This window comes from Chitinophaga sp. HK235 (assembly GCF_018255755.1).
In the GTDB taxonomy this organism is placed as follows: domain Bacteria; phylum Bacteroidota; class Bacteroidia; order Chitinophagales; family Chitinophagaceae; genus Chitinophaga.
The window spans coordinates 5833726-5857447 of the sequence record NZ_CP073766.1 but is presented as its reverse complement, the minus strand read 5'-3'; the positions used below and the strand labels follow the sequence as shown (position 1 = coordinate 5857447).

Sequence of the window (23722 nt, the reverse complement as noted above, 5' to 3'; positions counted from 1 at the left end):
GTTAATCACCATAATTCTTTCCTGATGCACCCAACAAAACGGCTGTTTGCTGTAGTAGCATTATTTGTTTCCCTGGCAGCGTTGTATATGATGAGTGGCTGCCGGACCACGCGAAAAGAGATGAACCCCGGATTTGCCAAGTATATAGAAGCTTATACGGCAGGTATCGTCTCCAAACAAAGCCCTATCCGCGTTCAGCTGGCAGGGCAGGTAAATGTGACCCACACCCAAAATGAACCGCTGGACAAAGAGGTCTTCGAGTTTTCTCCTTCCCTCAAAGGGAAGTCGTACTGGATAGACGCCACTACCATCGAGTTTCGCCCGGATGAAAATCTCCAGCCGGGAAAAACCTACCAGGCTACTTTTAAGCTGAGCAAAATCATGGATGTGCCCAGTGAACTGAAGTCTTTTGATTTTGAGTTCAAAGTCATCAAGCCCTCTTTTTCCCTGGATATGTTTGGACTGAAAGCCAGCACCAACACCACACTGGACAAGATGACCTATACCGGTGCCGTAAATACGGCCGATGTGGAAAACCCACAGGCCATCGAAAAACTGCTGACAGCTCATTACGGCGGTAAAACACTGCCCATCACCTGGCAGCATAACAGTGCCGAACGTACGTCAAAATTCACCATCGCCAATATAGAACGCGCCAACATGGCCCGTAACCTGGAACTCAGCTGGGACGGAGGCGCCCTTAAAGTAGACAACAGCGGCAAAAAAACAGTGGAAGTACCCGCCGTTGGCGACTTTAAAGTGCTCGACGTAAAAGCCATGTCTGATCCCGAACAACACCTGCTGGTGCAGTTCTCCGATCCGGTGAGTGTAGCACAGAGTCTCGAAGGTCTTATCGGCATCAGCGGCCAGAGCGATCTGCGCTACACCATAGACGGCAGCGAAGTAAAAGTATATGCGCCCGTTCGCCTGGAAGGAAGTTATAATGCCGTGATCAACGAAGGCGTGATCAACATCACCGACAAACGGCTGGGCAAGACTTTCAGCGCCAACGTCAACTTTGAAAATACCCTGCCTGCGGTCAGCATCCCCGGCAAAGGTGTGATCCTTCCCGAAAGCAATAAACTGGTCATGCCCTTTGAAGCCGTCAACCTCAACGCGGTAGACGTGACCATCATTAAAATATATGAAAACAATGTGCCGCAGTACCTTCAGCGGAACAACCTGAATGGTGACCAGGAACTGCGTCGTGTAGGCAAGGCCGTGGTAGAAAAAACCATACGCCTGGACACCGACAAATCCGTGAACCTGCACAAGAAAAACCGTTTCTTCCTCGACCTCGACAAACTGCTGCGCACAGAGCCTGGTGCTATCTACCGCATCACCATCGGCTTCCGTAAAGCCTATGCACTCACCACATGCACCGAAGAGAAAAAAACCGGTGAAAACGGAGAAGCAGCCAAAGGAGAAGAAGAGGAAGGAGAAGGAGAATATTATGGAAGCGGGGAGAAGATAGATGATGAAGATGATTTCTGGCAGCGTTATGACAGCTATTATCCTTACGGATACAACTGGGACCGTCGCAACGACGCCTGCTCCAACTCCTACTACAACAAAGACAAGTGGGCTTCCCGCAACGTTATCTGCTCCAATATCGGCCTCATTGCCAAAAGAGGTAATAACAACAGCATGCTGGTAGCGGTAACGGATATACGCGATACCAAACCCCTCACCGGCGTGGAACTGGAACTGCTCGACTATCAGAACCAGGTGATCTTTAAAACCAAAAGTGATGGGGAAGGCCTGGCTACCTTCGACCTGAAACGTAAGCCATACCTGCTCATCGCCAAAAAAGACAACGAAAGAGGATATCTCAAACTTGACGACGGAAGTTCCCTACCCCTCAGCCGTTTTGATGTACAGGGAGAAGAAGTACAGAGCGGCATCAAAGGATTCCTGTACGGAGAAAGAGGTGTATGGCGCCCCGGCGATTCTGTTTACCTCACCTTTATACTGGAAGATAAAGACAAAAAATTACCGGCAGATCACCCCGTTACACTGGAACTGTACAATCCCAAAGGACAGCTGTACAAACGGATCAACCAGCACGAAGGTCTCAACGGCTTCTACAGCTTTGCTACTGCCACTCAACCGGATGATCCTACCGGTAGCTGGGTAGCCAAAGTAAAAGTAGGAGGCGCCACTTTCCAGAAAAATGTGCGCATCGAAACGGTTAAACCCAACCGTCTGAAAATAAAAATGGACTTCGGTACTAACACCGCTCTGTCCAAAACCGGCACCCAGGGCACCCTGTCGGCCATGTGGATGTTTGGCGCCACCGCCCAGCATCTCAAAGCTAAAGTAGATGTGTCGCTGGTACAATCTGCCACCAGTTTCAAAAATTTCTCCGGCTTCACCTTCGATGACCCTGTCACTCATTTTGAAGCAGAAAATAAAACCATCTTCGAAGGCCCGTTGAGTGAAACCGGTACCGCACCTGTGAAAGCAGATATACAGCTGGGTAAACTGGCTCCCGGTCAACTGAAAGCCAACTTCGAAGTAAAAGTATTTGAGCCCGGTGGTGATTTCAGTATTGACCACTTCTCCATGCCTTACAATCCGTTTACCTCCTATGTGGGCCTGCGGATACCACAGGGTGACCGCACCACCGGTATGTTGCTCACCGACAGGGCACATACTATAGACATCGTAGATGTAAACGATAATGGCAGCCTTACCGGCGGCACCCGCGAAGTACAGGTAGAACTGTACAAAATCCGCTGGAGATGGTGGTGGGATGAAGGAGAATCCGACGATTACTCCAACTTCACCCAGGACAGTTATAACCAGCTGATCAGCAAGGAAACCATCACCCTCAGCAATGGTAAAGGCAAATGGGACCTGCAGGTCAATTCACCCGACTGGGGCCGCTACCTCGTGCGTGTAAAAGATCTGCAGAGTGGTCATACCGCAGGTAAAGCCGTTTACATCGACTGGCCGGGATGGGCTGAGCGTATGCAGAAGGAAAATCCTGCTGAAGCCTCCATGCTGGTGTTTACATCAGACAAACAACACTATAAGGCTGGAGAGGATGTCAACCTCACCATCCCCAGCAGTGCCGGTGGCCGTGGCCTCATCAGCATTGAATCCGGCAGCAAGGTGCTCAAAACATTCTGGATCAATACCCAGCAGGGACAGACTACTTTCCGCTTCAAGGCAGAAAAGAATATGACGCCTAATATATACGTCAACGTTACCCTGCTGCAGCCACACTCCCAAACCATCAACGACCTGCCGATCCGTATGTATGGCACCATTCCCATCACCGTGGAAGATCCCGGCACTATCCTGAAACCGGTCATCAGCATGGCCGACAAGCTGAAGCCGGAATCAGAAGCCAGCATCACCGTCAGCGAAAGCAACGGCAAACCGATGACCTACACCATCGCCATCGTAGATGAAGGGCTGCTGGACCTCACCAGGTTTAAAACACCCGACCCGCATAGCTCCTTCTATGCCCGTGAAGCACTCGGCGTAAAAACATGGGATCTGTTTGACTTCGTAGTAGGTGCCTATGGTGCAGATATGGACCGTATTCTCAGCATCGGTGGTGACGAAGGACTCAACAAAAATGCCGGCGCCGCCAAAGCCAACCGCTTCAAACCGGTAGTGAAATTCATGGGCCCCTTCTACCTGAAAGGTGGACAGAAACAAACCCACAAATTCAAACTGCCTCCATACATCGGTTCCGTGAAAGCCATGGTAGTCGCAGGACAGGAAGGTGCCTACGGCTTTGCTGAAAAAGCCGTGGCCGTGAAAAAACCGCTGATGCTGCTCACCACAGCACCCCGTGTACTCGGACCTTCCGAAACGATACAATTACCCGTAACCGTATTCGGTCTCGAACCCAATATCCGTTCCGCCAACGTCACCCTCAGCACCAGCCCGATGCTGGAAGTAGTAGGTGAAACCACCAAAACCGTTACATTCTCCCAGCCCGGAGAACAGATGGTATACTTTGATGTGAAAGTGAAATCACAGACCGGTATTGCCAAAATAAAAGCGGTAGCTACCAGCGGCAGCGAAAGGGCAGAGGAAGATATAGAACTGAATGTACGCAACCCTAATCCGGTAGTTACTAACGTGATGGAACAAACGCTGGAAGCCGGTAAAAACTGGAATACGGCCTTCAGCCCTGTAGGCATGGCCGGCACCAACAAAGGCGTGCTGGAAGTGTCTACCATCCCGTCGCTCAACCTGGGCAAACGCCTGCAGTTCCTCATCGGTTATCCACACGGCTGTATCGAACAAACCACCTCCGGCGTGTTCCCTCAACTAGTACTCAACCAGCTGATGGACCTCAAAGAAAGCCAGCTGGCCGAAATAGACCGTAACGTAAAAGCCGGTCTCAACAGACTCAAAGGCTTCCAGACATCAGACGGAGGTCTCGCCTACTGGCCTGGTCAGGCCCAGTCTGATGAGTGGGGCACCAACTACGCCGGCAACTTCATGCTCGAAGCACAGGAGAAAGGATATACACTGCCTCCCGGACTGCTCGACCAATGGAAAAAATATCAGCGTAACAAAGCCACCACCTGGACTCCCAACACCCAGAACTTCTACGGCGGCGACCTTACCCAGGCTTACCGCCTCTATCTTCTGGCGCTGGCCAAAGCTCCGGAAGTAGGTGCCATGAACAGACTGAAGGAATTCAAATACATTTCTGTTCCCGCCAAATGGAGACTGGCAGCAGCGTATAAACTGGCAGGACAACCCGAAGTGGCCAATTCGCTCGTTCAAGGCCTGAGCACAGAAGTGAAACCATACAACCAGCTTGGCGGTACCTTCGGCTCCGATCTGCGCGATAAAGCCATGATCCTGGAAACACTCACCATCCTCGGACAACGTAACCGCGCCAACGATCTGGTGAAACAGATAGCTGCCCACCTGTCTCAAAACGACCAGTGGTACAGCACACAAACAACCGCTTATGCGCTCATCGCCATATCTAAATTCTGCGGCACTAACAAAGGCAGCAGCAAAATCAATATCAACTATACGATCAATGGTGTGAAAGGCAACGTAAACGGTCAGTCTTTTGTAGCCCAGGTGCCTGTTACCTTCAATGGTGCACAGGGTAATATTAGCCTGCAGAACAACGGACAAAACGTACTGTATGTACGCCTCATCCTCCAGGGTCAGCCGGAAGCCGGTCAGGAACCAGTGGCCACCAACAATCCAGACATACTGGACATGCAGGTACAATACAGCACCCGCGATGGCAAGTCCATAGATCCTGCTACCCTTAAGCAGGGCAGCGACTTTATGGCTACCGTGACCATCAAAAACCCCGGCAAACGCGGCTACTATGAGCAGATGGCCCTGTCACAGATCTTCCCTTCAGGATGGGAAATACTCAATACCCGCCTGATGGACAACGACAGCGCCTTCCACTCATCTCCCGCTACGTATATGGATATACGTGATGACAGGGTATACACTTATTTCAACCTGGAAGAAAATAAAACCAGGACCTACAATGTGCTGCTCAACGCCGCATACCTGGGCCGGTACTACCTTCCAGCCACTTCCTGCGAAGCCATGTATGACAATACCATCCATGCTTTCGTTCCAGGCCGCTGGGTTGAAGTAGTGAAGTAAAACAGTAATCATCTATCTATAAAAAGCCGTTCCGGGTTCGGAACGGCTTTTTTATTTCACCTGAGTAAACTGGGTTCCACCAGCCTTTTACAATAGTGAAGATATCATTAATTCCAGTGTACGGTGATTGGTATGATCGGTACGAAATTTTCTGAAAATAATTTTCCCCTCTTTGTCGATCACAAAATTTTCAGGCTCTCCATTTACACCATAGTATTTTTCGGCAAAGGCCGAGGTACCCCGTAATGGGATAAATGAATATTTGCTGTTCTTCATAAGGGGGATAACATAGGGGTCTTGCTCAGGAGACACATTGATCCCTACATATGCCACCTGTTCCCCTTTAAATCTGTCGATCACAGCCTGAAAGTGCGGGAATTCGGCTTTGCAGGGACCACAGCCCGGGAACCAGAAAGTAAGCAATACCACCTTTCCCTTTAGGTCATTCAAATTTAACTTGCCATTACTGGTATAAAGGTCCAGATCAAACGGATAAGCAGGAACAGCTGTGTTGTTCCTGATCGTTTCAATATCTTTGTCAACCTGCTCCTTATCCTTACCTATTTTCCTTCCATACAACCAGAGTGCTGTGTAAAGCTGATCAGTGGGTAGTTTTGCGAACTTTACAGCCAGACTGTCATAAGCTGCTGTGAACTCACCGGCTTTTTCCAACAAAGAAGATTTCTTCAATGCTATAAAGTCATCGATGTAATTAAACCCCGGAAGTTTCACCTGGCCAAGTTTACAAATGGCTTCTTTATAGTTTTGTTTTTCCTCCAATTCATCAATCTGTATTAATGATGTTGCTACCTGTTTCCTGATCTTCCAATCGTTTACTTCCCCCATTTCATTAATTAATGACAGGGCCTTTTCCGGATTTGATTGCAGATAAATATCAGCTAATTCAATCATCCCGGATGCTGACCAGCTAAATTTTTGTGGGGGATATAATCTGCGAAGTTCTTCGAAATAGTTAACCTTATCATCGGGATTGGCGCGTGTAGCTAGCGAATATAAGGCCTGGGCACCACGGTCACTTATTGGAAAACGCTTTAAAAAATCAAAAACTTTCTGCCTATAACCATTCGGATCACTATTCTCAAAAGACTTTAGATAGGCGAATGCGTAACCGGCATCTGAAGGATCGATAAGCGTTGCTTTTTTCAGATATTCAGTAGACAAATCGGTTTGCCCCCTCATGTATGCGTCTGACGAAAGCATAAACCATACCTTTGCGTTTTGAGTATCCATGGTGGCAGCTTTTAGCAAGAATTCCTTTGCTTGCGGCATCTCGGCATTATAGTAGGCTGTACCAATGGCCAGCGGAACATTCACATTTTCCGGATATTTTTTCATCCATGCTCTATACTGGGGTATAAGCAGTGGATTATTTAAGCCCATCGCATATATATAAGTTTTATGTGCTTTCAGGCTGTCGGGGTTGCCTTCAACCACCGCCTGGGCTTTTTTAATCTCGTCGGCGGATGCAGGACCTTTCCGAACAGGCATCTGGGCCTCCAACTGCCTAGTGGAACAGATTACCAGCAATAAAATTGCATACGCCGCATATCTTAGTTTATTTTTCATTATTCCTTTTTTTGCAAATAGCGAACTAACACTAATAGGATTATCTTTTTTTAACGTGGTGCGGAAAATCTTAAACCTCTAACAGGTCTGCCAATAACCAGGCAGCTTCTGCCCATTGGTCCTGGACTCTAATAGTCTAATTAAAAATTGCTGCATGTCAACAAATAGTTTCATAAATGGTCGTGGAAAATAGTTAATGAAAAATACGGTACTTGGGAACATTCAAGGTCTATAGGCTTACATAATGTATCTATTGAATCGGTTTTAAACAATCTTTACTTACATAGATAGTACAACACCAATCTAAAAATAAAATAACCAACTTCAAAATGATCTCTATTAAAACATAATGCGCTGTGCTATTAAAAAGCCAAAGTGTGTTTGATCTTTGAAATTTGGGGCCCGTTTTTGAAATTGATGAACTAAGTAGAGAAGACCTGTTTTTCTTCGGATATTTCGTGTAATCATGCTGGTTATTTCTGAACGGGACCTTTAACTTAAACTGGTAGTGGTCGAACAAGTCCATCTGAAGCCTTTGGGAGATATATGCCCGGTCACCTGCGAAGCCATGTATGACAATACCATCCATGCTAACAATTGTTACTGCAACACCTATTACTGTCATGATATTATCAAAATGCGGAAAGTGTTAATATTTTTTTAAAATTTTTACTTCTTTTTCTGTCGATAACTTTTTATTTTTGTTTTGAAGCTGTTTATTTACAGTTACGAAGCAGTTTAAAAATCAACCAGCAATCAATCTAAACCGTAGATGCCTATATTTTAAGTAATCAACTGTCAACAAAAAACAAAGCACTTATCAACTAAATAAAAAATAAAGCTATGCTGTTTGCTAGAAGCAGTGTAGCATGGTTTTGCACCTCAATACCGGATAATCAGATGTTCAGTATTGTAATGGGAATTCCCTTGCCTTTATGGAGCATATACTACTGGTTTTTGCATGATTCCCGGACATTTATTAACACACAATCTAAATCTAATAGAGCAACGCGTATGATATAACGCCAACGACTATATGAATTTATAACTGAGCATTTAATGTATTGAGCATTTTTGCCTTTACTGATAGGCCCGTATTAGCGTCCGGACTTATCGGGAGAGTACTTTTTGTCTGCATTTTTCTTAACAATCATTAATCTAAATCGAGCGATTATGAAGAAAACACTACTATTTCTTTTATTAGTCCTTACGTGTGTGCAGTTGTTTGCACAGCAACGTCAGGTTACTGGTAAAGTAACCGACGCCCGTGACGGTTCTGCATTACCAGGCGTAACAGTGGCCGTTAAAGGAACTAACACCGGCGCCACTACCAGTCCGGACGGAACTTTTAAAATCAATGTATCAGGTAAAGCTACACTGGTTTTCAGTTTTGTTGGATTTGAAACCATGCATATGGCTATTGGAGAAAAGTCTACTGTTATCGTTCAACTGGCTCCGGACATGAAAAACCTGAACCAGGTGGAAATCAGCACCGGTTACCTTCCCAAAAGAAAAGGATCTATCACTGGTGCTATCACTACAGTAGATGGCAAGCAGGTAGAATCAAGGCCTGCCGGCAACTTCATGCACAACCTGCAGGGACAGACTGCCGGTATGTATGTAATGGCCAACGGTGGCCGTCCGGGCGCAGCTCCTGTGATCCTGATGAGAGGTGTGGGTTCCATCAACTCCGGTACTGCACCGCTCTACATTGTAGACGGTCAGCCGGTAAGCGGCAGTGACTTCTCTCTCATCAATCCCACAGACATAGAGACGATCAACGTACTGAAAGACGCTTCTGCTACTTCCATCTATGGTTCCCGCGGTGCTAACGGTGTGATCCTGATCACCATGAAAAAGGGCACTCAAAATACACGTCCGCAGATCGACTACCGCGGTTTTTACGGCTATTCCGACATCAACCGCAACAAGTTCAAAATGATGAACACCAAAGACCGCCTGGATTATGAAGTCTTCGTCGGTAAAAGGAAAGCAGATGATCCTGCCATTCCTGAACTGCTGAAAAATGACTTCAACCAGTCAGAAGTGGTTTTTAAACCTTCACAGACTCAATCTCATGATTTATCTGTACGCAGCGGCAACGATGTGACAACCATTTATTTCAATGGGGAATATTTCGCGATGGATGGTATTTACTTTGATAATAAATTCAAACGTTACTCCAGCCGTCTGAGCGTCGATAACCAAACCACTAAATGGTTAAAATCAGGAGTGTCTTTGTATGTAGCCTACATGGACGAAACCACGCCCAACGAAACCCGTAACTCCCTGAGCAACCCGGGCATGCTGGCCTACATGCTGATGCCATACGAAAACCTCAAAAATGATGATGGCTCCTGGAGAAAATTCCTGCAGTACCAGGCATACAATGGCGCAAGAAGCCAGCTTTGGTCCCGCAGCCAGGGTTTGCTGGGCAACACCAACGATCACCTGAAACTCATGGGTAACGCTTATACAGAAGCAACCATCACCAAAGAACTGAAATTCACCAGCCGCGTTGGTATGAATCTCTCTGACTATGTTACTAAAAGCTGGACTGCTCCTGAGTTAGCCGCTACCGACAATGGCAACGCCTACAGACGTTTCTCCCGCTGGTCAAATGCTATCTGGACCAACACGCTCAACTACCGCAAAACATTCAAAGATCACTCTATCAACGCAGTAGTAGGTACAGAGTACAATGCACTCACCGATTATGACTTCTCTGTTACTGCACGTAACACCGCATTCCCTACCCTGTATGAATTTGGTGCCATGACTGCAACCACCAGCGCCGGTGGAAGTTTGAGCAAGTACCGCATGTTCTCTATGCTGGGTTCTGTGAACTATGGTTATAAAGAACGCTATTTCTTAGACCTCTCTGCCCGTCGCGACGGATCTTCCAAATTCGGTGCTAACAACAAATGGGGTACTTTCTGGGCTGTCGGTGTGCTGTGGAATGCTAAAAGCGAAGAATTCCTGAAGAACTCTGATCTGATCAGCGATCTCCGCTTACGTTCCAGCGTTGGTCTGACCGGTAATGATGATATCGGATTCTATCCTTCCTATAGCATCAACTCCAAATCCAACTACGAAAGCAAAGCTGGTGTGGTACCTACACAGGCTGCTAACCCCAACCTGGGCTGGGAAAAGAAACGTAAGTTCAACGTTGGCCTGGACCTCGGACTGGTTAACAACCGTGTGAACTTTACTATTGACTACTACCGCGAACTCACTTATGACATGGTACTGGATGTTCCTGTTTCTTACCTCACCGGCTTTAGCTCTATCAAAGCCAACATGGGTAAAATGCAGAACAATGGTATAGAGTTCACCTTCAAATCAGACGTGATCCGTTCTAAAGACCTCAACCTGAACATTGGTGGTAACTTCACCTACAACAGAAACCGCGTTACAGAGCTGTACGGCTTCAGAGACGAACTGCTGGGCACTGGTACCGGTATCCTCGTAAAAGTAGGTTATCCCCGTGGTCAGTTTAAATACAACCGCTTCTCCAGAGTAAATCCGGAAGATGGCCGTGAAATCTGGCTGGACAAGAACGGTAACGAAACCTTCAACTTCGATGGTGGTGATGCAGCTATCCTGGAAGGTAAAAACATGTACGCTCCTTACTACGGTGGCGCTACCTTCGACCTGAACTATAAAGGTCTCGGTCTGTTCATGCAGTGGAACTTCATGCTTGACAAATACATGGTTAACAACACCCAGGCATGGCTGGTATGGAACAACGATTCCTGGTTCAACACCAACCGCGTTGCCGACCTCTATGAGAACATGTGGAAAAAACCAGGCGATATTGCCAAATATCCTAAATATGGTTCTTCTACTGCCTTCGATGACAGATATGTGGAAAACGCGTCCTTCCTGAGATTAAGAGACATCACCCTTTACTACAATCTGCCTAAGAACCTGCTCAGCCAGACTAAAGTATTCCGTACTGCAAGAGTCTACGCCCGTGCCAACAACCTACTCACTTTCACTCAGTGGAAAGGTTATGATCCGGAATACTTCAACAACCTTGAGCTGGGTATATATCCTGTTTCCCGTTCCTATACCATTGGTTTAGATCTGACTTTCTAAAAGATTACCGAACATCCTAAAACAGAAAATATGACTATCAATAAAAGAATATTTCTTACTGCGGTGCTGGGAGCAACACTATTTGTTTCCGCCTGCAATAAAAAACTGGACCAACTCCCCACCACCAGTGTTGCCACTGAGGAAGTATATACCAGCATTACCGGTGCTGAAATTGGCCTGACTGGTATCTACAGCACCTTTTACAAGTCAGACTATTATGGTCGCAACTATGTGGTAATACCTGATCTTCAGGCAGACAATATGCTTCTCAGCGCCTGGGCCAACAACGTGTACAGCGACATTCATCGCTGGACCATTCACTCCGGCACTTACGAAACGCTGAACTTCTGGGCAGTTGCTTATCCGGCTATCCACCGTGCCAACGTGTTTCTCGCCAATATCGATAAAGTACCAGTACTGTCCGGTGAAAATGCGGAATCAGTAGGGACCAAGAAAAAAGTTTTCAAAGCCCATGCACAGGCCCTCAGAGCGATGTTCATGTTCGACCTGGTACGTATGTATTGCAAATTCGATCTGAAAGATCAGCTGGGCCTGCCCTTTGTAACTGCACCTACCACTGAGATCCAGCACAAACGTAAAACCGTGCAGGAAACTTACGATCAGATCGTAAAAGACCTCAATGAAGCGGCTGCAGCTATCGGAGACGACAACGCAAGCTCTCAGACCAGAGTGAACAAATACTTCATCGCTGCGCTGCAATCCAGGGTGTACCTGTATTTCCAGAAATGGGACCTGTCCATCGCTGCTGCTGATAAAATCATGACCGTAGCTACTTTCGGTTATGAAAATACTGCAGCTAACCTGCTGAAATTATGGAGAGATGATGCCAGCACCAAAGAAATCATCTTCAAACCAGCTATCACTGAAATCAACGAAGCCAAAAACTACTCCATCGGACAATGGCTCATCAATGACGACGTAAGCCGTCAGAAACCTAATCCTGATTTCGTGGCGCCTAAGGCTTTTGCTGAGTCCTTCGATATGACAGACCTTCGCCGTGCTATCTACTTCAGAAAAGACAGCGTTCGGAGCTATAAAAAAGACTCTATCTACGTTATCAACAAATATCCTGGTAACCCGGCTTACGCTTCCTGGCAGGAAAAATCCAATGCTCCTAAACTGTTCCGTTATGCAGAAGTGGCATTGAACAAAATGGAAGCTGCTTATTATATTGATAAAGCTGTTTCCAAAACACTGCTCAAAGCATTACGCGTTGCCCGTATCCCCGGATATGATGTAACCATCGTGGATGCTTACGACGACGTTACACTGCTGAACCAGATCAGAGAAGAGAGAAGAAAAGAACTGGCCTTCGAAGGTCACCGTTTCTTCGACCTGAAACGCTGGGGCCTCGGCTTCACCAGAAGCAAAGAAGGAGACTATCAGGCTGCTGAAAATGCCATTGGCGAAATCAAAGCCGACAACTACCGCTGGCTGTGGCCTATCCCACAGGCGGAAAGAGAGTCCAACAGACTTTGCGACCAAAACCCGGGTTACGCTAACTAATCAGTATAATTGAGTAGGAGGTGTAGGATTAATTCCTACACCGTCCCCTCCAGCCACCGTACGTACGGTCCCGTATACGGCGGCCCATCAGAATAATACAGTTGGAAGGGTACTTAACTCAGCAAGGGGTAAGTACCCTTCCCGTTTTAGTAAGGATTTGTTCAGAGCGCGTTGTAATATGGGACTTCCGCTTATTCGCCACGACCCTTTTCTTGTGTTACCCCATTGATATGCCTGCCAGTTGGGCGTCCCCAACTTTATAAGCATTGCCACTTTCGTCCTCGGTAACCTCCATTGCTTCCAGTGACATTGCCTGATCCGCCGCTGAACCCATTGATCTAGTTCTTTGAACAGGCTCTTTGCTTCGTTCAGTTTAAAGTAGTTTGACCAACCCCGGTTTAATTGCCTCAACAGCTCATAACGCTTGTACATGGCGTATGGCTTGCTTCGAGAGGTAATTTCACGGACTTTGGACTTGTACCTTGCTATGCTACTCCGGGCAATCGTCAGTCCCTTTTCTCCCTTCTTGTGGTAGAAGCTATAGCCTAGTGTCTTTCCCTTCCAGGGCCGTGTTACTGTGCTCTTACTCCGGTTCACTTCCAGTTTCAGCTCCTTCTCAATGTACATACTTACGCTATCCAGAACCCGCGCAGCGCTCCGTTTGCTCCGCAGGAACACGCACACATCATCGGCGTATCTTACAAAACGGTGACCTCGCATTTCCAGCTCTTTATCCAGTTTGTCCAACAGTACGTTGGACAGTATCGGGCTTAGAGGGCCTCCCTGCGGAGTTCCTTCTCTGTTTACCGTTGCTATCCCATCCATCATAACTCCTGCTTTCAGGTAACTATGGATCAGACGTAACACACGCCTGTCCTTTATTCGCTGACCCAGCAGATTCATCAGATAGCTGTGGTTCACACGGTCAAAGAACTTTGCCATGTCAATGTCTACTACATGACTGTAGCCTGCATTTACGTAGTCCCGCGCTTTTAATAATGCCTGATGCGCGTTTCGTTTTGCCCTGAACCCATAGCTGTTTTCGCTGAACGTTTCATCATAGATAATTGTCAGTTGCTGTGCTATAGCCTGTTGGATTAACCTGTCCAGTAAGGTGGGGATGCCCAATGTCCTTGTTCCACCTGATGGCTTAGGTATATCAACTCTCCTTACTGCAGATGGTTGATAGTTTCCTTCCTCTATCCTTGCTTTCACCGAAGGCCAGACCTTTTGTAAATGGGATTTAAATCCTTCGATCCCGATCCCGTCTACTCCGCCACTGCCCTTATTCGCCATTACCCGTTCATAGGCACGGCGGACATTACGGTTATCAAGTATGCGTTCCAGTAACTCCATTTAACATCTGCATTTTTTTTCCTGTCCTGTCCGCCTTGTTTCTTTCTTTCCGTCAAAGTGTAACTCAGCGCTTATTAATACCTTCAGGCTTCCAGCCCTATACTCTTAATATAGCCTTACCTAATGAGTAAGTTTTCTGCTTTCATGGCAACACTCCCAGTTCCAGATTTACTCCAAAGCTCCTGATGTCTGGCCCTTTCCTGTTTAGGCGACAGGTACTACGACCAGAGCTGACTTCTGTAAAACCTGCAATGGCATCTCTGCCATCCATTGCCCCTTAGTGGATACGCGTCTCCTTAAGGCAGCAGTTGCACAGATCTCCCCGGGTAAGAACGCAAACTTTCTCTCCATATGCCTGTCAGATTTACAGCTAAATGTCTCCGATAGTATAGGGCTTTGTTTTGTGTAGCAAACTCGCCCAACATTTAACTGCCTCTCATCTGCTTCCTGTTCGTCAGGCCGGAGATTTACCTTAGGCTTCCTTCAGATTCCTTCTCACGAAGGACACCCTTGCCATCAGTTAACGCTTCCTACTATCAAGGCGCGTTCGGGACTTCCACCCTAGAGTTTGCGCCCGTGCCGGGCGCACTACGAAACTGGGCTGACTTACAAGTCAGCCCAGTTTTATTTTTAAAGGGTTTTAGTTTTCCCTGAATTCTTCTTCAAATAATTCATGTAGTTTTTGTTGGAGCAGTTTTTTATCCGGTAGGAAAGTCTGGTATTCAGAGACGATAGTAGGAGACAAGAACCTGTTGAGCGCATATTCCACCACTTCATTATTTTGCTCCTTACACAACAGAATACCTACACTGGGCCTTTCATGCGCCCGTTTCACCTTTCTGTCCAACGCTTCCAGATAAAAATTAAGTTTACCTATGTACTCCGGAGCAAACGCAGTTGTCTTCAGTTCAAAAGCCACTAAACACTGCAGATCACGATGAAAGAACAACAAATCAATATAAAAGTCTGTTCCTCCCACCGTAATCCGATATTCCTGTTCGATAAAAATGAAACCATCCCCCAGCTCCAGAATAAATTCCTTCATTTTCCGGGACAGTGCTTTCTGAAAATCCTTCTCATCATGATTAACCGGCAGGTCCAGAAATTCAAAAACATACTTATCCCTGAACAGTACACTTTCATCCTGAGTAGCGTTGTTATGGGATAAAGGCATTTTCTGTTTCCCCAGCTGTACTCTCTCATACAAACTGCTTTTAATCTGTCTCTCCAACTCTCTTACAGAATAATTCTCCTGAACGCATAAACGAAGATAAAATTCACACTCTTCCTTTGTTTTGGTTTTCGTCATGAGGGTTAAATGATGTGTCCACGTGACTCTGACCAACAACGTATTACGAATATCCGTAAATTGTGTCATCGGTGATGACAAAATTTCTGTTTGATTATCAGTTAATTTCAAATTAAACAATTCAGCAAACTGAATTGAGTACATTTCAAAGAACTGTTTCATCCGATACAGATTCCGTTTTTCAAATCCTTGAAGTTGAGGTTGGGTTCTCCTTATATGTTGCGCTAGTTCTTTGATCGTTCCTTCTCCCCAGCTGGCATTAGCAATCTTCTTATGGATATACTCCCCAACCTGCCAGTAAAGATTGATCATGTCAATATTTACATTTTTTTGAGTATTGTACTGCGAACGCTTTATAAGCGTTACGATTTCCGTAAATTGGTCCGTCATAAAAGTTTTTTTGGATTAACCGAATATGGTTTAATGAAATGAGGCTCCAAATTTAAGGGTAATGAAACTCGCTCCCCTGTTCATTTTTCACGTGATAATGAACAGATCAAAATGAATGAACTTTATGCATTCAGTAACAAATAAAATCAGTAACACGCTTATCAAGCATGAACTTTCAACGATTCAGGCATTGGTGTAAAAGAAAAAAATGGTGGCTCACAGCAGCAGGAGTGCTGTTGATAGCCTATTACTTTTGCCTGCCCCGCCATTTGTTTACCAACCCTACTTCTTTTGTACTGGAAGATGTGAACGGTGATTTACTCAGTGCCAGCATAGCCGCAGACGGACAATGGCGTTTCCCTTTTAATGCCCATGTGCCGGATAAATTCGAAAAATGTATTCTCACGTATGAGGATAAACGTTTTTATTACCACTGGGGAATAGATCCGCTGGCCATCAGCCGTGCCATCCGGCAAAACCTGCGTGGCAGTAAAGTAGTCAGTGGTGGCAGTACCATCACCATGCAGGTGATCCGTATTTCGCGCAACCAGCCCCGCAATATCTGGCAGAAGATAGTAGAGGCCGTACTGGCTACCCGCCTGGAATTTGCGGCCTCTAAAAAGAAAATCATTGCCCTCTATGCCGCCAACGCCCCTTTCGGAGGTAACGTAGTAGGACTGGAAGCTGCCGCCTGGCGTTATTACGGCCGCAAAGCCGACCAGCTGTCATGGGGTGAGATGGCCGCCCTGGCTGTATTGCCCAACAGTCCGGCGCTGGTACATCCCGGCCGTAACCGCAATGTGTTGCTCAACAAAAGGAACCAGCTGCTTAATAAACTCCGGCAAAACAAAACCATTGACAGCATCACCTGCCAGCTGGCCAAGCTGGAACCCTTACCCGAACAGCCTTTGCCGCTGCCACAAGACGCGCCCCACCTGCTGGACCGCTTCCGGCAGGATTATATACAGCAAAAGTCTGATGGCCCCACCCGTATCAAAAGCACCGTGGAAGCCGCGCTGCAAAAAAATGTAACAGCCATCGCAGAACGATACCACAGCAGCTATAAAGCCAACGGCATCAACAACGCCGCCGTGCTCGTACTTGATGTGGAAACAGGCAACACCCTCGCTTATGTAGGCAACATCTACAATCCCGCCGACCCTGAACTGGAAAGCCATGTGGATATCATTCAGGCCAGAAGAAGCCCAGGCAGCACACTGAAACCCATCCTCTATGCTGCCATGCTCAACGACGGGCTGATACTGCCACATACGCTGATACCAGACATCCCTACACAGATAGCTGGCTATTCGCCACAGAACTTCGACCTGGGCTATGATGGCGCCGTCCCTGCATCCAGGGCCCTGGCCCGCTCTCTCAACATCCCCGCTGTACGGATGCTGCAGATGTACCGCTACGAACGTTTTCATGCCCTGCTGCAGAAAATGGGCATCACCACGCTCAACAAACCAGCCGACCACTACGGCCTTTCCCTCATCCTCGGCGGCGGAGAAACCACCCTCTGGGAAATGTGCGGCATGTATGCCAGCATGGCCCGCACACTGATCCACCTCGAACAATACCGCGGCAAATACGATATGGACGATATCCATCCACCTAATTATCAGGTAGACATACAACGTCCTTCTCAATATGGACTCAGTAAGGATGGTATTATCAGTGCTGGTGCCATCTGGTATGCCTTTGAAGCGATGACCGAAGTAATGCGTCCCGGCGAAGAACTGCTATGGCAACAGTTTTCCTCCTCCCAGCGTATCGCCTGGAAAACAGGCACCAGCTTCGGCTTCCGCGATGGCTGGGCCATAGGAGTGACGCCCAAATACGTAGTAGGAGTGTGGGTGGGCAATGCAGATGGAGAAGGAAGACCAGGCCTCATCGGTGTATCTACCGCCGCACCTATCCTCTTCGATGTATTCCGCCTGTTACATACCGGCAACTGGTTTACTACCCCTTATGCACAGCTCCGGAAAATAGAAGTCTGCCGCAAAAGCGGCTTCCGTGCCAGCGAATTATGTGATGTGAAAGATTCGGTATATGTGCCTGCAACTGGCATCCGTTCCGGCATATGCCCCTATCATCAGCTGGTGCACCTCGACAGGACCGGCCAGTGGCGTGTTACCGAAAACTGTGAATCGCCGCAGTTTATGCAACACCGCTCCTGGTTTATCTTACCGCCCTCTCAGGAATTTTATTACCGCAGCAAAAATTATTATGAGCCACTGCCCCCTTATAAACCGGATTGCATCGCATCGCTGGGGCAGGACAGGGCACCTATGGAACTGATATATCCAAGGCCTAATGCACGCATCTTTGTGCCCATGGAAATAGACGGACAACCGGGGCAAACCATCTTTACCGCTACCCATCGTAACAGCGCCGGTAAAATATACTGGCATCTTGATAATAAATTCATCGGCGAAACAGTAGAGTTTCATCAGATGGCCATACATCCGCCTGCAGGCAAACATACCATCACCCTGGTGGATGAAAACGGCGAAAGAATAGAACAGTCTTTTGAGATACTGGATAAAGAAAGAGAAACGAAATAAAACGATTTGGGATTTTGGGATTTATGGATTTATGGATTTGGGGATTTATGGATTTGGGGAGAAGATCTGAGCGAGTAAAAAATACATGGCCGCTCAGATCTTCTCCCCAAATCCATAAATCCCCAAATCCATAAATTCATAAATCGTAAATCTAATAATTATACTTGTCTTTCCAAAGTTGCTTCAGATGCCTTCTCAGCTCATCTTCCCGTGGGTTTTTACCGGGATCGTACAACTTGGTACCTTTGATAGCTTCCGGCAGGAATTCCTGTTCCACGAAATTGTTATCATAGTCATGGGCATAGCCGTAACCTTTGCTATATCCCATTTCCTTCATCATTTTCGTAGGTGCGTTGCGTATATGCATGGGTACCGGAAGATCACCGGTTTTAGCTACTATAGACATCGCTGAGTTGATCGCCATATAAGCGGCGTTGCTCTTGGCAGATGCAGCCAGGTAAGTCACACATTGAGACAAGATGATTCTGGACTCCGGGTAACCGATCAGGTTCACCGCCTGAAAACAGCTGGTGGCCAGCAACAGCGCATTGGGATTGGCATTCCCGATATCTTCCGATGCCAGTATCACCAGACGGCGGGCTATGAATTTCACATCTTCGCCCCCTTCTATCATACGGGCCAGATAATATACGGCTGCATTGGGATCGCTGCCCCGGATGCTCTTGATGAAAGCGGAAATAATATCATAATGCTGTTCCCCGCTTTTATCGTAGATGGCTACCCGTTGTTGTGCGATGTCCATCACCTGCTGATCGGTGATCACAACCGGGTCTTCCTGGATGGTGCCCACTACCAGCTCAAAGAGGTTAAGCAGTTTACGGGCATCTCCTCCGGAGATATTAAAAAGGGCGGTGGTTTCCTTTAATTCGATATTTTTTGTCTTCAGCCACTCATCCCTTTCCATTGCCTGCCTGAGCAACTCCATCAGTTCTTCAGGCCCCAATGGTTTCAGTACGTACACCTGACTACGCGATAATACCGCGGCATTTACCTCGAAAGAGGGGTTTTCGGTGGTAGCCCCTATAAGGGTGATGATCCCCTTTTCTACGGCCCCTAAAAGGGCATCCTGCTGGGATTTATTGAAGCGGTGGATCTCGTCTATAAAAAGTACCGCATGACGCTGGCGACGGGCCAGTTCAATGACTTCCCGCACTTCCTTTACCCCTGCGGAAATAGCGCTGAGGGTATAAAAAGGCACCTGTAACGTATGGGCAATGATATTGGCGATAGTGGTTTTCCCTACGCCCGGAGGGCCCCACAGGATCATGGAAGGTATCTTCCCCTGCTGGATGGCTTTTCGAAGGATACTGTCCTTGCCGGTAAGGTGTTCCTGCCCCACCAGTTCGTCTAACGTCACAGGCCTTAACCGTTCTGCTAATGGCTGCATACACTTGGATTATAAATGGATGTTATAGTTTGGGATGATTGATCTGCTGCATTTTGAACTGCATGATATCCCTGATGGAACGGGCACGGCTGATGGCCAGATCGGCCCTTTCACCGGTGAATAGTTCGGTTACCGTACCTTCAAACAACAACAGCCAGCGGTCAAAATGCACCGGTTCCAGCGGCACCCGCTGGTTAAGTGCAAAATGCGGCGCCATGGCATTTCTGCCATAATTGGTGCTGTTCAGTAACAACTGTTCCCAGAAATCATACATCACCGGCAGGTGGGTTTCCCAGTTGACCCGTGCAATCTCATTGAAGATATGGCCGATAACGTCGTCTCCCTTCACTTTATCATAAAAGCTGTTGATCAACAGCATAATATCTTCACGGTCAGTTATCTGCTTTTTCTCCATACAATATTATTCAGGATGCTTGTCCTCATTCCGGCGTGTCCACTCCCGCAGGAACCGGAAAGACAGGTTGGCATTAAAGGTTAAAATAAAACTAATGATCAGAAACACAACACTCATCGGTGTCAATACACTGGCATTGTCTGCTCCCAGCTGCTGGGCCACTTCCTTTTTCATTTCCGGTGGCAGCGCCAGTAATCCCAGTCCGCCCATAAACAATAAGGCACCGAAGAGGATAGTGATCACACCCATAATACGGATACCAGTGGGTGTATTCTCTTTCAAAGGTACTTCAGGCAATATCAGGCTCCGCTGAAGATATAATGACAAAACGCTATGGATAAAACACGCACCCCAAATCATTACAGACAACAGCATCATAGGATTAGCCCCTGATGACAGCGCCATAAACAAGCCCAGAAAAGTAAAAAGACCTGTAATCATCAGGGATAGAGCAGTAAAAATCCTGTATAATTTAAACATCAAACTCATCAAAAAAGCGTTTTTAACGTCACAAACCTACCTAATTTATTCAGAATATCAGGTATCTTATCAAGCATACATTTACCAGTACCTTGCCGTTCATATAAAAGCCTTGATTTTTGCTTCCCTCTTTTCCATAACTTTAAACACTAAACCTGTTTTACATATGAATAAAAACAATACGGTAAAACTACCGTTACTGGCCGCCATGGTTACGTTCGCGGCCTGTGGCACCAACACCTCTACCAAGCAGCAGGAGACTGCAGATACGACCAAAGTCCCCGCATTCAACATGGCCGACATCGACACCGCCCACAAAGCCTGCGACGATTTCGACAACTATGCCAACGGCAACTGGAAAAAAAACAACCCTATCCCCTCTACAGAAAGCCGTTGGGGTGCCTTCAACATTCTTGATAAACAAAACAAGGAAGTACGCCTCAAAGGAATCATTACCGAAATCACCGGTAAAAAAGAGCTGAAAAAAGGTACTGAAGAGCAGCAGATCGCAGACTACTACACCTCTTTCCTGGATACTGCCACCGTCGAAAAACGCGGCATTACTCCACTGAAACCTTACCTGGACAAAATCGACGCCATTAAAACCCTGGCTGACTGGGCTGCTGTTACCGGCGAACTCCAGAAATTAGGTGTGTCCTCCTTCACCGGCTTCGGTGCTGAAGCAGACGCCAAAAACAGTAAAATGAACGTCCTCTATCAGGGACAAGGCGGCCTCAGCCTCGGTGAAAAAAGCTACTACGAAAGACAGGATTCTGCCACTAAAAATGTGCGCAACGAATTCGCCAGCCACGTAGATAAAATGTTCAGCCTCGCCGGTTTCCCTGATGTTAAACCAGGTACTACCATACTCGGCCTCGAAACACAACTGGCCCAAATACAGCTGTCCAACGTAGAACTCCGCGACCCGGTTAAAACCTACAACCGTTCCGGATATGGCGAACTGAAAACACTCGCCCCTGACTTCGACTGGGACGCCTTCACACAGAAACAGGACATCAAAACAGATACCGTTATTCTCCAGAATAAAGAATATCTGACCAACGCCAATAAACTGCTGAAAGCAACACCTATCGATGTATTGAAAACATACACCAAATGGCAGCTGCTCACCAGCTTCGCAGGATATCTGCCCAAAGCTTTCGATGAAGAAAACTTCCACTTCTTCGGTACTATCATGACCGGTAAAAAAGCGCAGAAAACCCGCGCTGAAAGAGCCATCCGCTCTACCGACATGAAACTGGGCATGCCGCTGGGTAAACTCTTCGCTAAAAAGTATTTCCCCGAAAGCAGCAAGGAGAAAGTATCCCAGATGATCGAAAACGTACGTAAAGTATACGGCGAAAGAATCGACAAACTCACCTGGATGAGCGACTCCACCAAACAAATGGCCCACAAAAAACTGGCCTCCTTTACCTACAAAATCGGTTACCCCGACAAGTGGAAAGACTATTCCTCTATCCACATCGATAAAGGAACACTGCTGGAAAATGCTGTATCCGCCATGCTGTGGGAACACAAGGATAATATCGACAAAATCGGTAAGCCTGTGGATAAAAGCGAATGGGGCATGACACCACAAACCGTAAACGCTTACTACAATCCGCTTAACAACGAAGTAGTATTCCCCGCCGGTATCCTCCAGCCTCCTTTCTACAACCCGAATGCTGATGACGCTATCAACTACGGTGGTATCATCGCTGTAATCGGCCACGAATTCACCCACGGCTTCGACGACCAGGGCTCCCAATTCGATGCAGAAGGTAACCTGAAAAACTGGTGGACCAAAACAGACCGCGAAAACTTCGACAAACTCACTAAACGTTATATCAACTACTTCGGTGGCATCGAAGCACTGCCTGGATTCAAAATCAACGGTGCCCTCACCATCGGTGAAAACGTTGCTGACCTCGGCGGTATGACCCTCGCTTACTACGCGCTGAAAAAATCCTTCGAAGGTAAAGAGGAACCCAAACCAATTGATGGATTCACCTGGCAACAACGCTTCTTCCTCGGATGGGCCCAGGTATGGCACGGCAACAGTACCGACGCCGCCCTGCGCCAGCAAATACAAACAGATCCTCACTCTCCGGCAAGATACCGCATCAACGGCCCGCTGCCTCATCTGAAAGAATTCCAGGATGCATGGGGCTGCAAACCAGGCGACAAAATGGTATTGCCTGATGCAGAAAGAGTAACCATCTGGTAACTGTGATGTAAAATAATAAAGATGATTCTCCTGATGTGCGAAGATTTATGAGAAGATTTTTCAGGAGATTTTATCAGAAGATTTAAAACGCCGGTGCCCACTGATATCAGTGGGCACCGGTGTTTTATCAAATATGATTTATATCAGTTTTATTAAATTCATCCATGTTTTATGATGAAAATATCTATTTTTGCAGCGCGTGAAAAAACTCTCCTGCATATTATTGTGTTTGATCATCCTGATGCAAAACTTCGGCACAGCCATCGTGTTTATCAGCTATAAGATAAACCAGGCTTATATTGCCGCCAATCTTTGCGAAAACAGGAACAACCCCGGTATGCACTGTAACGGTAAATGTCAGTTGCGCAAACAACTACTACGTGAACAACAACAGGAACAGAAAAATCCTTACGCACAAAAAGAGAACAAGGAAATCACCCTGTTCTGCGAACAATACACCTTTTCCAGCGAAGCACCCTGCTTCCAGCTCTCCGAAAAACTTACCGCATTCTATCTTATAAAACCCACCCACAGCCCATCCGACAGCGTATTCCATCCGCCTCTCTGCTAAACTGTCTGTGTTATTTACTGTAGTTAAATTCACAACCTGATCAAATCAGGCATCCTGCCTTTTTTCCATTATTCATTATTACGCTATGCGTAATAGCAATGCCCGTGCTTTTTATTGCAGCGCAGGCAACAGGCTATCGTCATGCGTAATCCAAACCCTTGA

At 46.9% G+C, this 23722-nt stretch carries 12 protein-coding genes; 6 read left to right on the top strand and 6 right to left on the bottom strand.

The window, feature by feature from the left end; all coding sequences use genetic code 11:
- Positions 1–24 precede the first annotated feature (24 nt).
- Positions 25–5619, top strand: coding sequence for an alpha-2-macroglobulin (locus KD145_RS22170; protein WP_212001741.1), 5595 nt, complete (start codon positions 25–27; stop codon positions 5617–5619).
- 87 nt (positions 5620–5706) lie between these two features.
- On the opposite strand, the gene KD145_RS32545 is transcribed toward KD145_RS22170, so the two are convergent.
- Positions 5707–7206, bottom strand: a complete 1500-nt coding sequence (locus tag KD145_RS32545; protein WP_212001739.1) for a redoxin domain-containing protein — start codon at positions 7204–7206, stop codon at positions 5707–5709.
- Positions 7207–8379: 1173 nt separating this feature from the next.
- On the opposite strand from KD145_RS32545, the gene KD145_RS22160 reads away from it, so the two are divergent.
- Positions 8380–11307 (top strand): TonB-dependent receptor, encoded by a 2928-nt coding sequence (locus KD145_RS22160; RefSeq protein WP_212001738.1) that lies wholly within the window; start codon positions 8380–8382, stop codon positions 11305–11307.
- 30 nt (positions 11308–11337) lie between these two features.
- Positions 11338–12834 carry a RagB/SusD family nutrient uptake outer membrane protein gene (locus KD145_RS22155; protein WP_212001736.1) on the top strand — a complete coding sequence of 499 codons (1497 nt, stop codon included), beginning with the start codon at positions 11338–11340 and terminating at the stop codon, positions 12832–12834.
- 87 nt (positions 12835–12921) lie between these two features.
- On the opposite strand, the gene ltrA is transcribed toward KD145_RS22155, so the two are convergent.
- Positions 12922–14190: a group II intron reverse transcriptase/maturase gene (gene ltrA / locus KD145_RS22150; protein WP_212001735.1), complete on the bottom strand. Its 1269-nt coding sequence runs from the start codon at positions 14188–14190 to the stop codon at positions 12922–12924.
- A gap of 640 nt (positions 14191–14830) precedes the next feature.
- On the bottom strand, positions 14831–15889 hold the full coding sequence (locus KD145_RS22145) for a YhcG family protein (RefSeq protein ID WP_212001734.1): 1059 nt from the start codon (positions 15887–15889) through the stop codon (positions 14831–14833).
- Between the two features lie 167 nt (positions 15890–16056).
- Here KD145_RS22145 and pbpC point away from each other — a divergent pair, with 167 nt between their 5' ends.
- A complete protein-coding gene (gene pbpC, locus KD145_RS22140) occupies positions 16057–18459 on the top strand; it encodes a penicillin-binding protein 1C (RefSeq protein ID WP_212001731.1) in 2403 nt (800 codons plus the stop codon).
- Positions 18460–18610: 151 nt separating this feature from the next.
- Here pbpC and KD145_RS22135 read toward each other — a convergent pair whose 3' ends face one another.
- Genes KD145_RS22135 through KD145_RS22125 form a run of 3 tightly spaced genes read right to left on the bottom strand, consistent with a single transcriptional unit; the run spans position 18611 to position 20609 of the window.
- On the bottom strand, positions 18611–19867 hold the full coding sequence (locus tag KD145_RS22135; RefSeq protein WP_212001724.1) for a replication-associated recombination protein A: 1257 nt from the start codon (positions 19865–19867) through the stop codon (positions 18611–18613).
- Between the two features lie 22 nt (positions 19868–19889).
- On the bottom strand, positions 19890–20282 hold the full coding sequence (locus tag KD145_RS22130) for a group III truncated hemoglobin (protein WP_212001723.1): 393 nt from the start codon (positions 20280–20282) through the stop codon (positions 19890–19892).
- 6 nt (positions 20283–20288) lie between these two features.
- The gene (locus KD145_RS22125; protein ID WP_212001721.1) at positions 20289–20609 is read right to left on the bottom strand and encodes a hypothetical protein; all 321 of its coding nucleotides are present in this window, start codon (positions 20607–20609) and stop codon (positions 20289–20291) included.
- Between the two features lie 319 nt (positions 20610–20928).
- Between KD145_RS22125 and KD145_RS22120 the strand changes: the two genes are divergently transcribed.
- Complete coding sequence (locus KD145_RS22120) at positions 20929–22989, top strand: M13 family metallopeptidase (protein ID WP_212001720.1); 2061 nt, start codon at positions 20929–20931, stop codon at positions 22987–22989.
- A gap of 190 nt (positions 22990–23179) precedes the next feature.
- Complete coding sequence (locus tag KD145_RS22115) at positions 23180–23560, top strand: hypothetical protein (protein ID WP_212001718.1); 381 nt, start codon at positions 23180–23182, stop codon at positions 23558–23560.
- Positions 23561–23722: the final 162 nt, after the last annotated feature.

Excerpts from the sequence above, each read along its gene's own strand:
- ltrA (WP_212001735.1), bottom strand. The coding sequence starts at position 14,190 with ATGGAGTTACTGGAACGCATACTTGATAACCGTAATGTCCGCCGTGCC.
- KD145_RS22135 (WP_212001724.1), bottom strand. The coding sequence starts at position 19,867 with ATGCAGCCATTAGCAGAACGGTTAAGGCCTGTGACGTTAGACGAACTG.
- KD145_RS22155 (WP_212001736.1), top strand. The coding sequence starts at position 11,338 with ATGACTATCAATAAAAGAATATTTCTTACTGCGGTGCTGGGAGCAACA.
- KD145_RS32545 (WP_212001739.1), bottom strand. The coding sequence starts at position 7,206 with ATGAAAAATAAACTAAGATATGCGGCGTATGCAATTTTATTGCTGGTA.
- KD145_RS22130 (WP_212001723.1), bottom strand. The coding sequence starts at position 20,282 with ATGGAGAAAAAGCAGATAACTGACCGTGAAGATATTATGCTGTTGATC.
- KD145_RS22160 (WP_212001738.1), top strand. The coding sequence starts at position 8,380 with ATGAAGAAAACACTACTATTTCTTTTATTAGTCCTTACGTGTGTGCAG.
- KD145_RS22145 (WP_212001734.1), bottom strand. The coding sequence starts at position 15,889 with ATGACGGACCAATTTACGGAAATCGTAACGCTTATAAAGCGTTCGCAG.
- pbpC (WP_212001731.1), top strand. The coding sequence starts at position 16,057 with ATGAACTTTCAACGATTCAGGCATTGGTGTAAAAGAAAAAAATGGTGG.
- KD145_RS22120 (WP_212001720.1), top strand. The coding sequence starts at position 20,929 with ATGAATAAAAACAATACGGTAAAACTACCGTTACTGGCCGCCATGGTT.
- KD145_RS22170 (WP_212001741.1), top strand. The coding sequence starts at position 25 with ATGCACCCAACAAAACGGCTGTTTGCTGTAGTAGCATTATTTGTTTCC.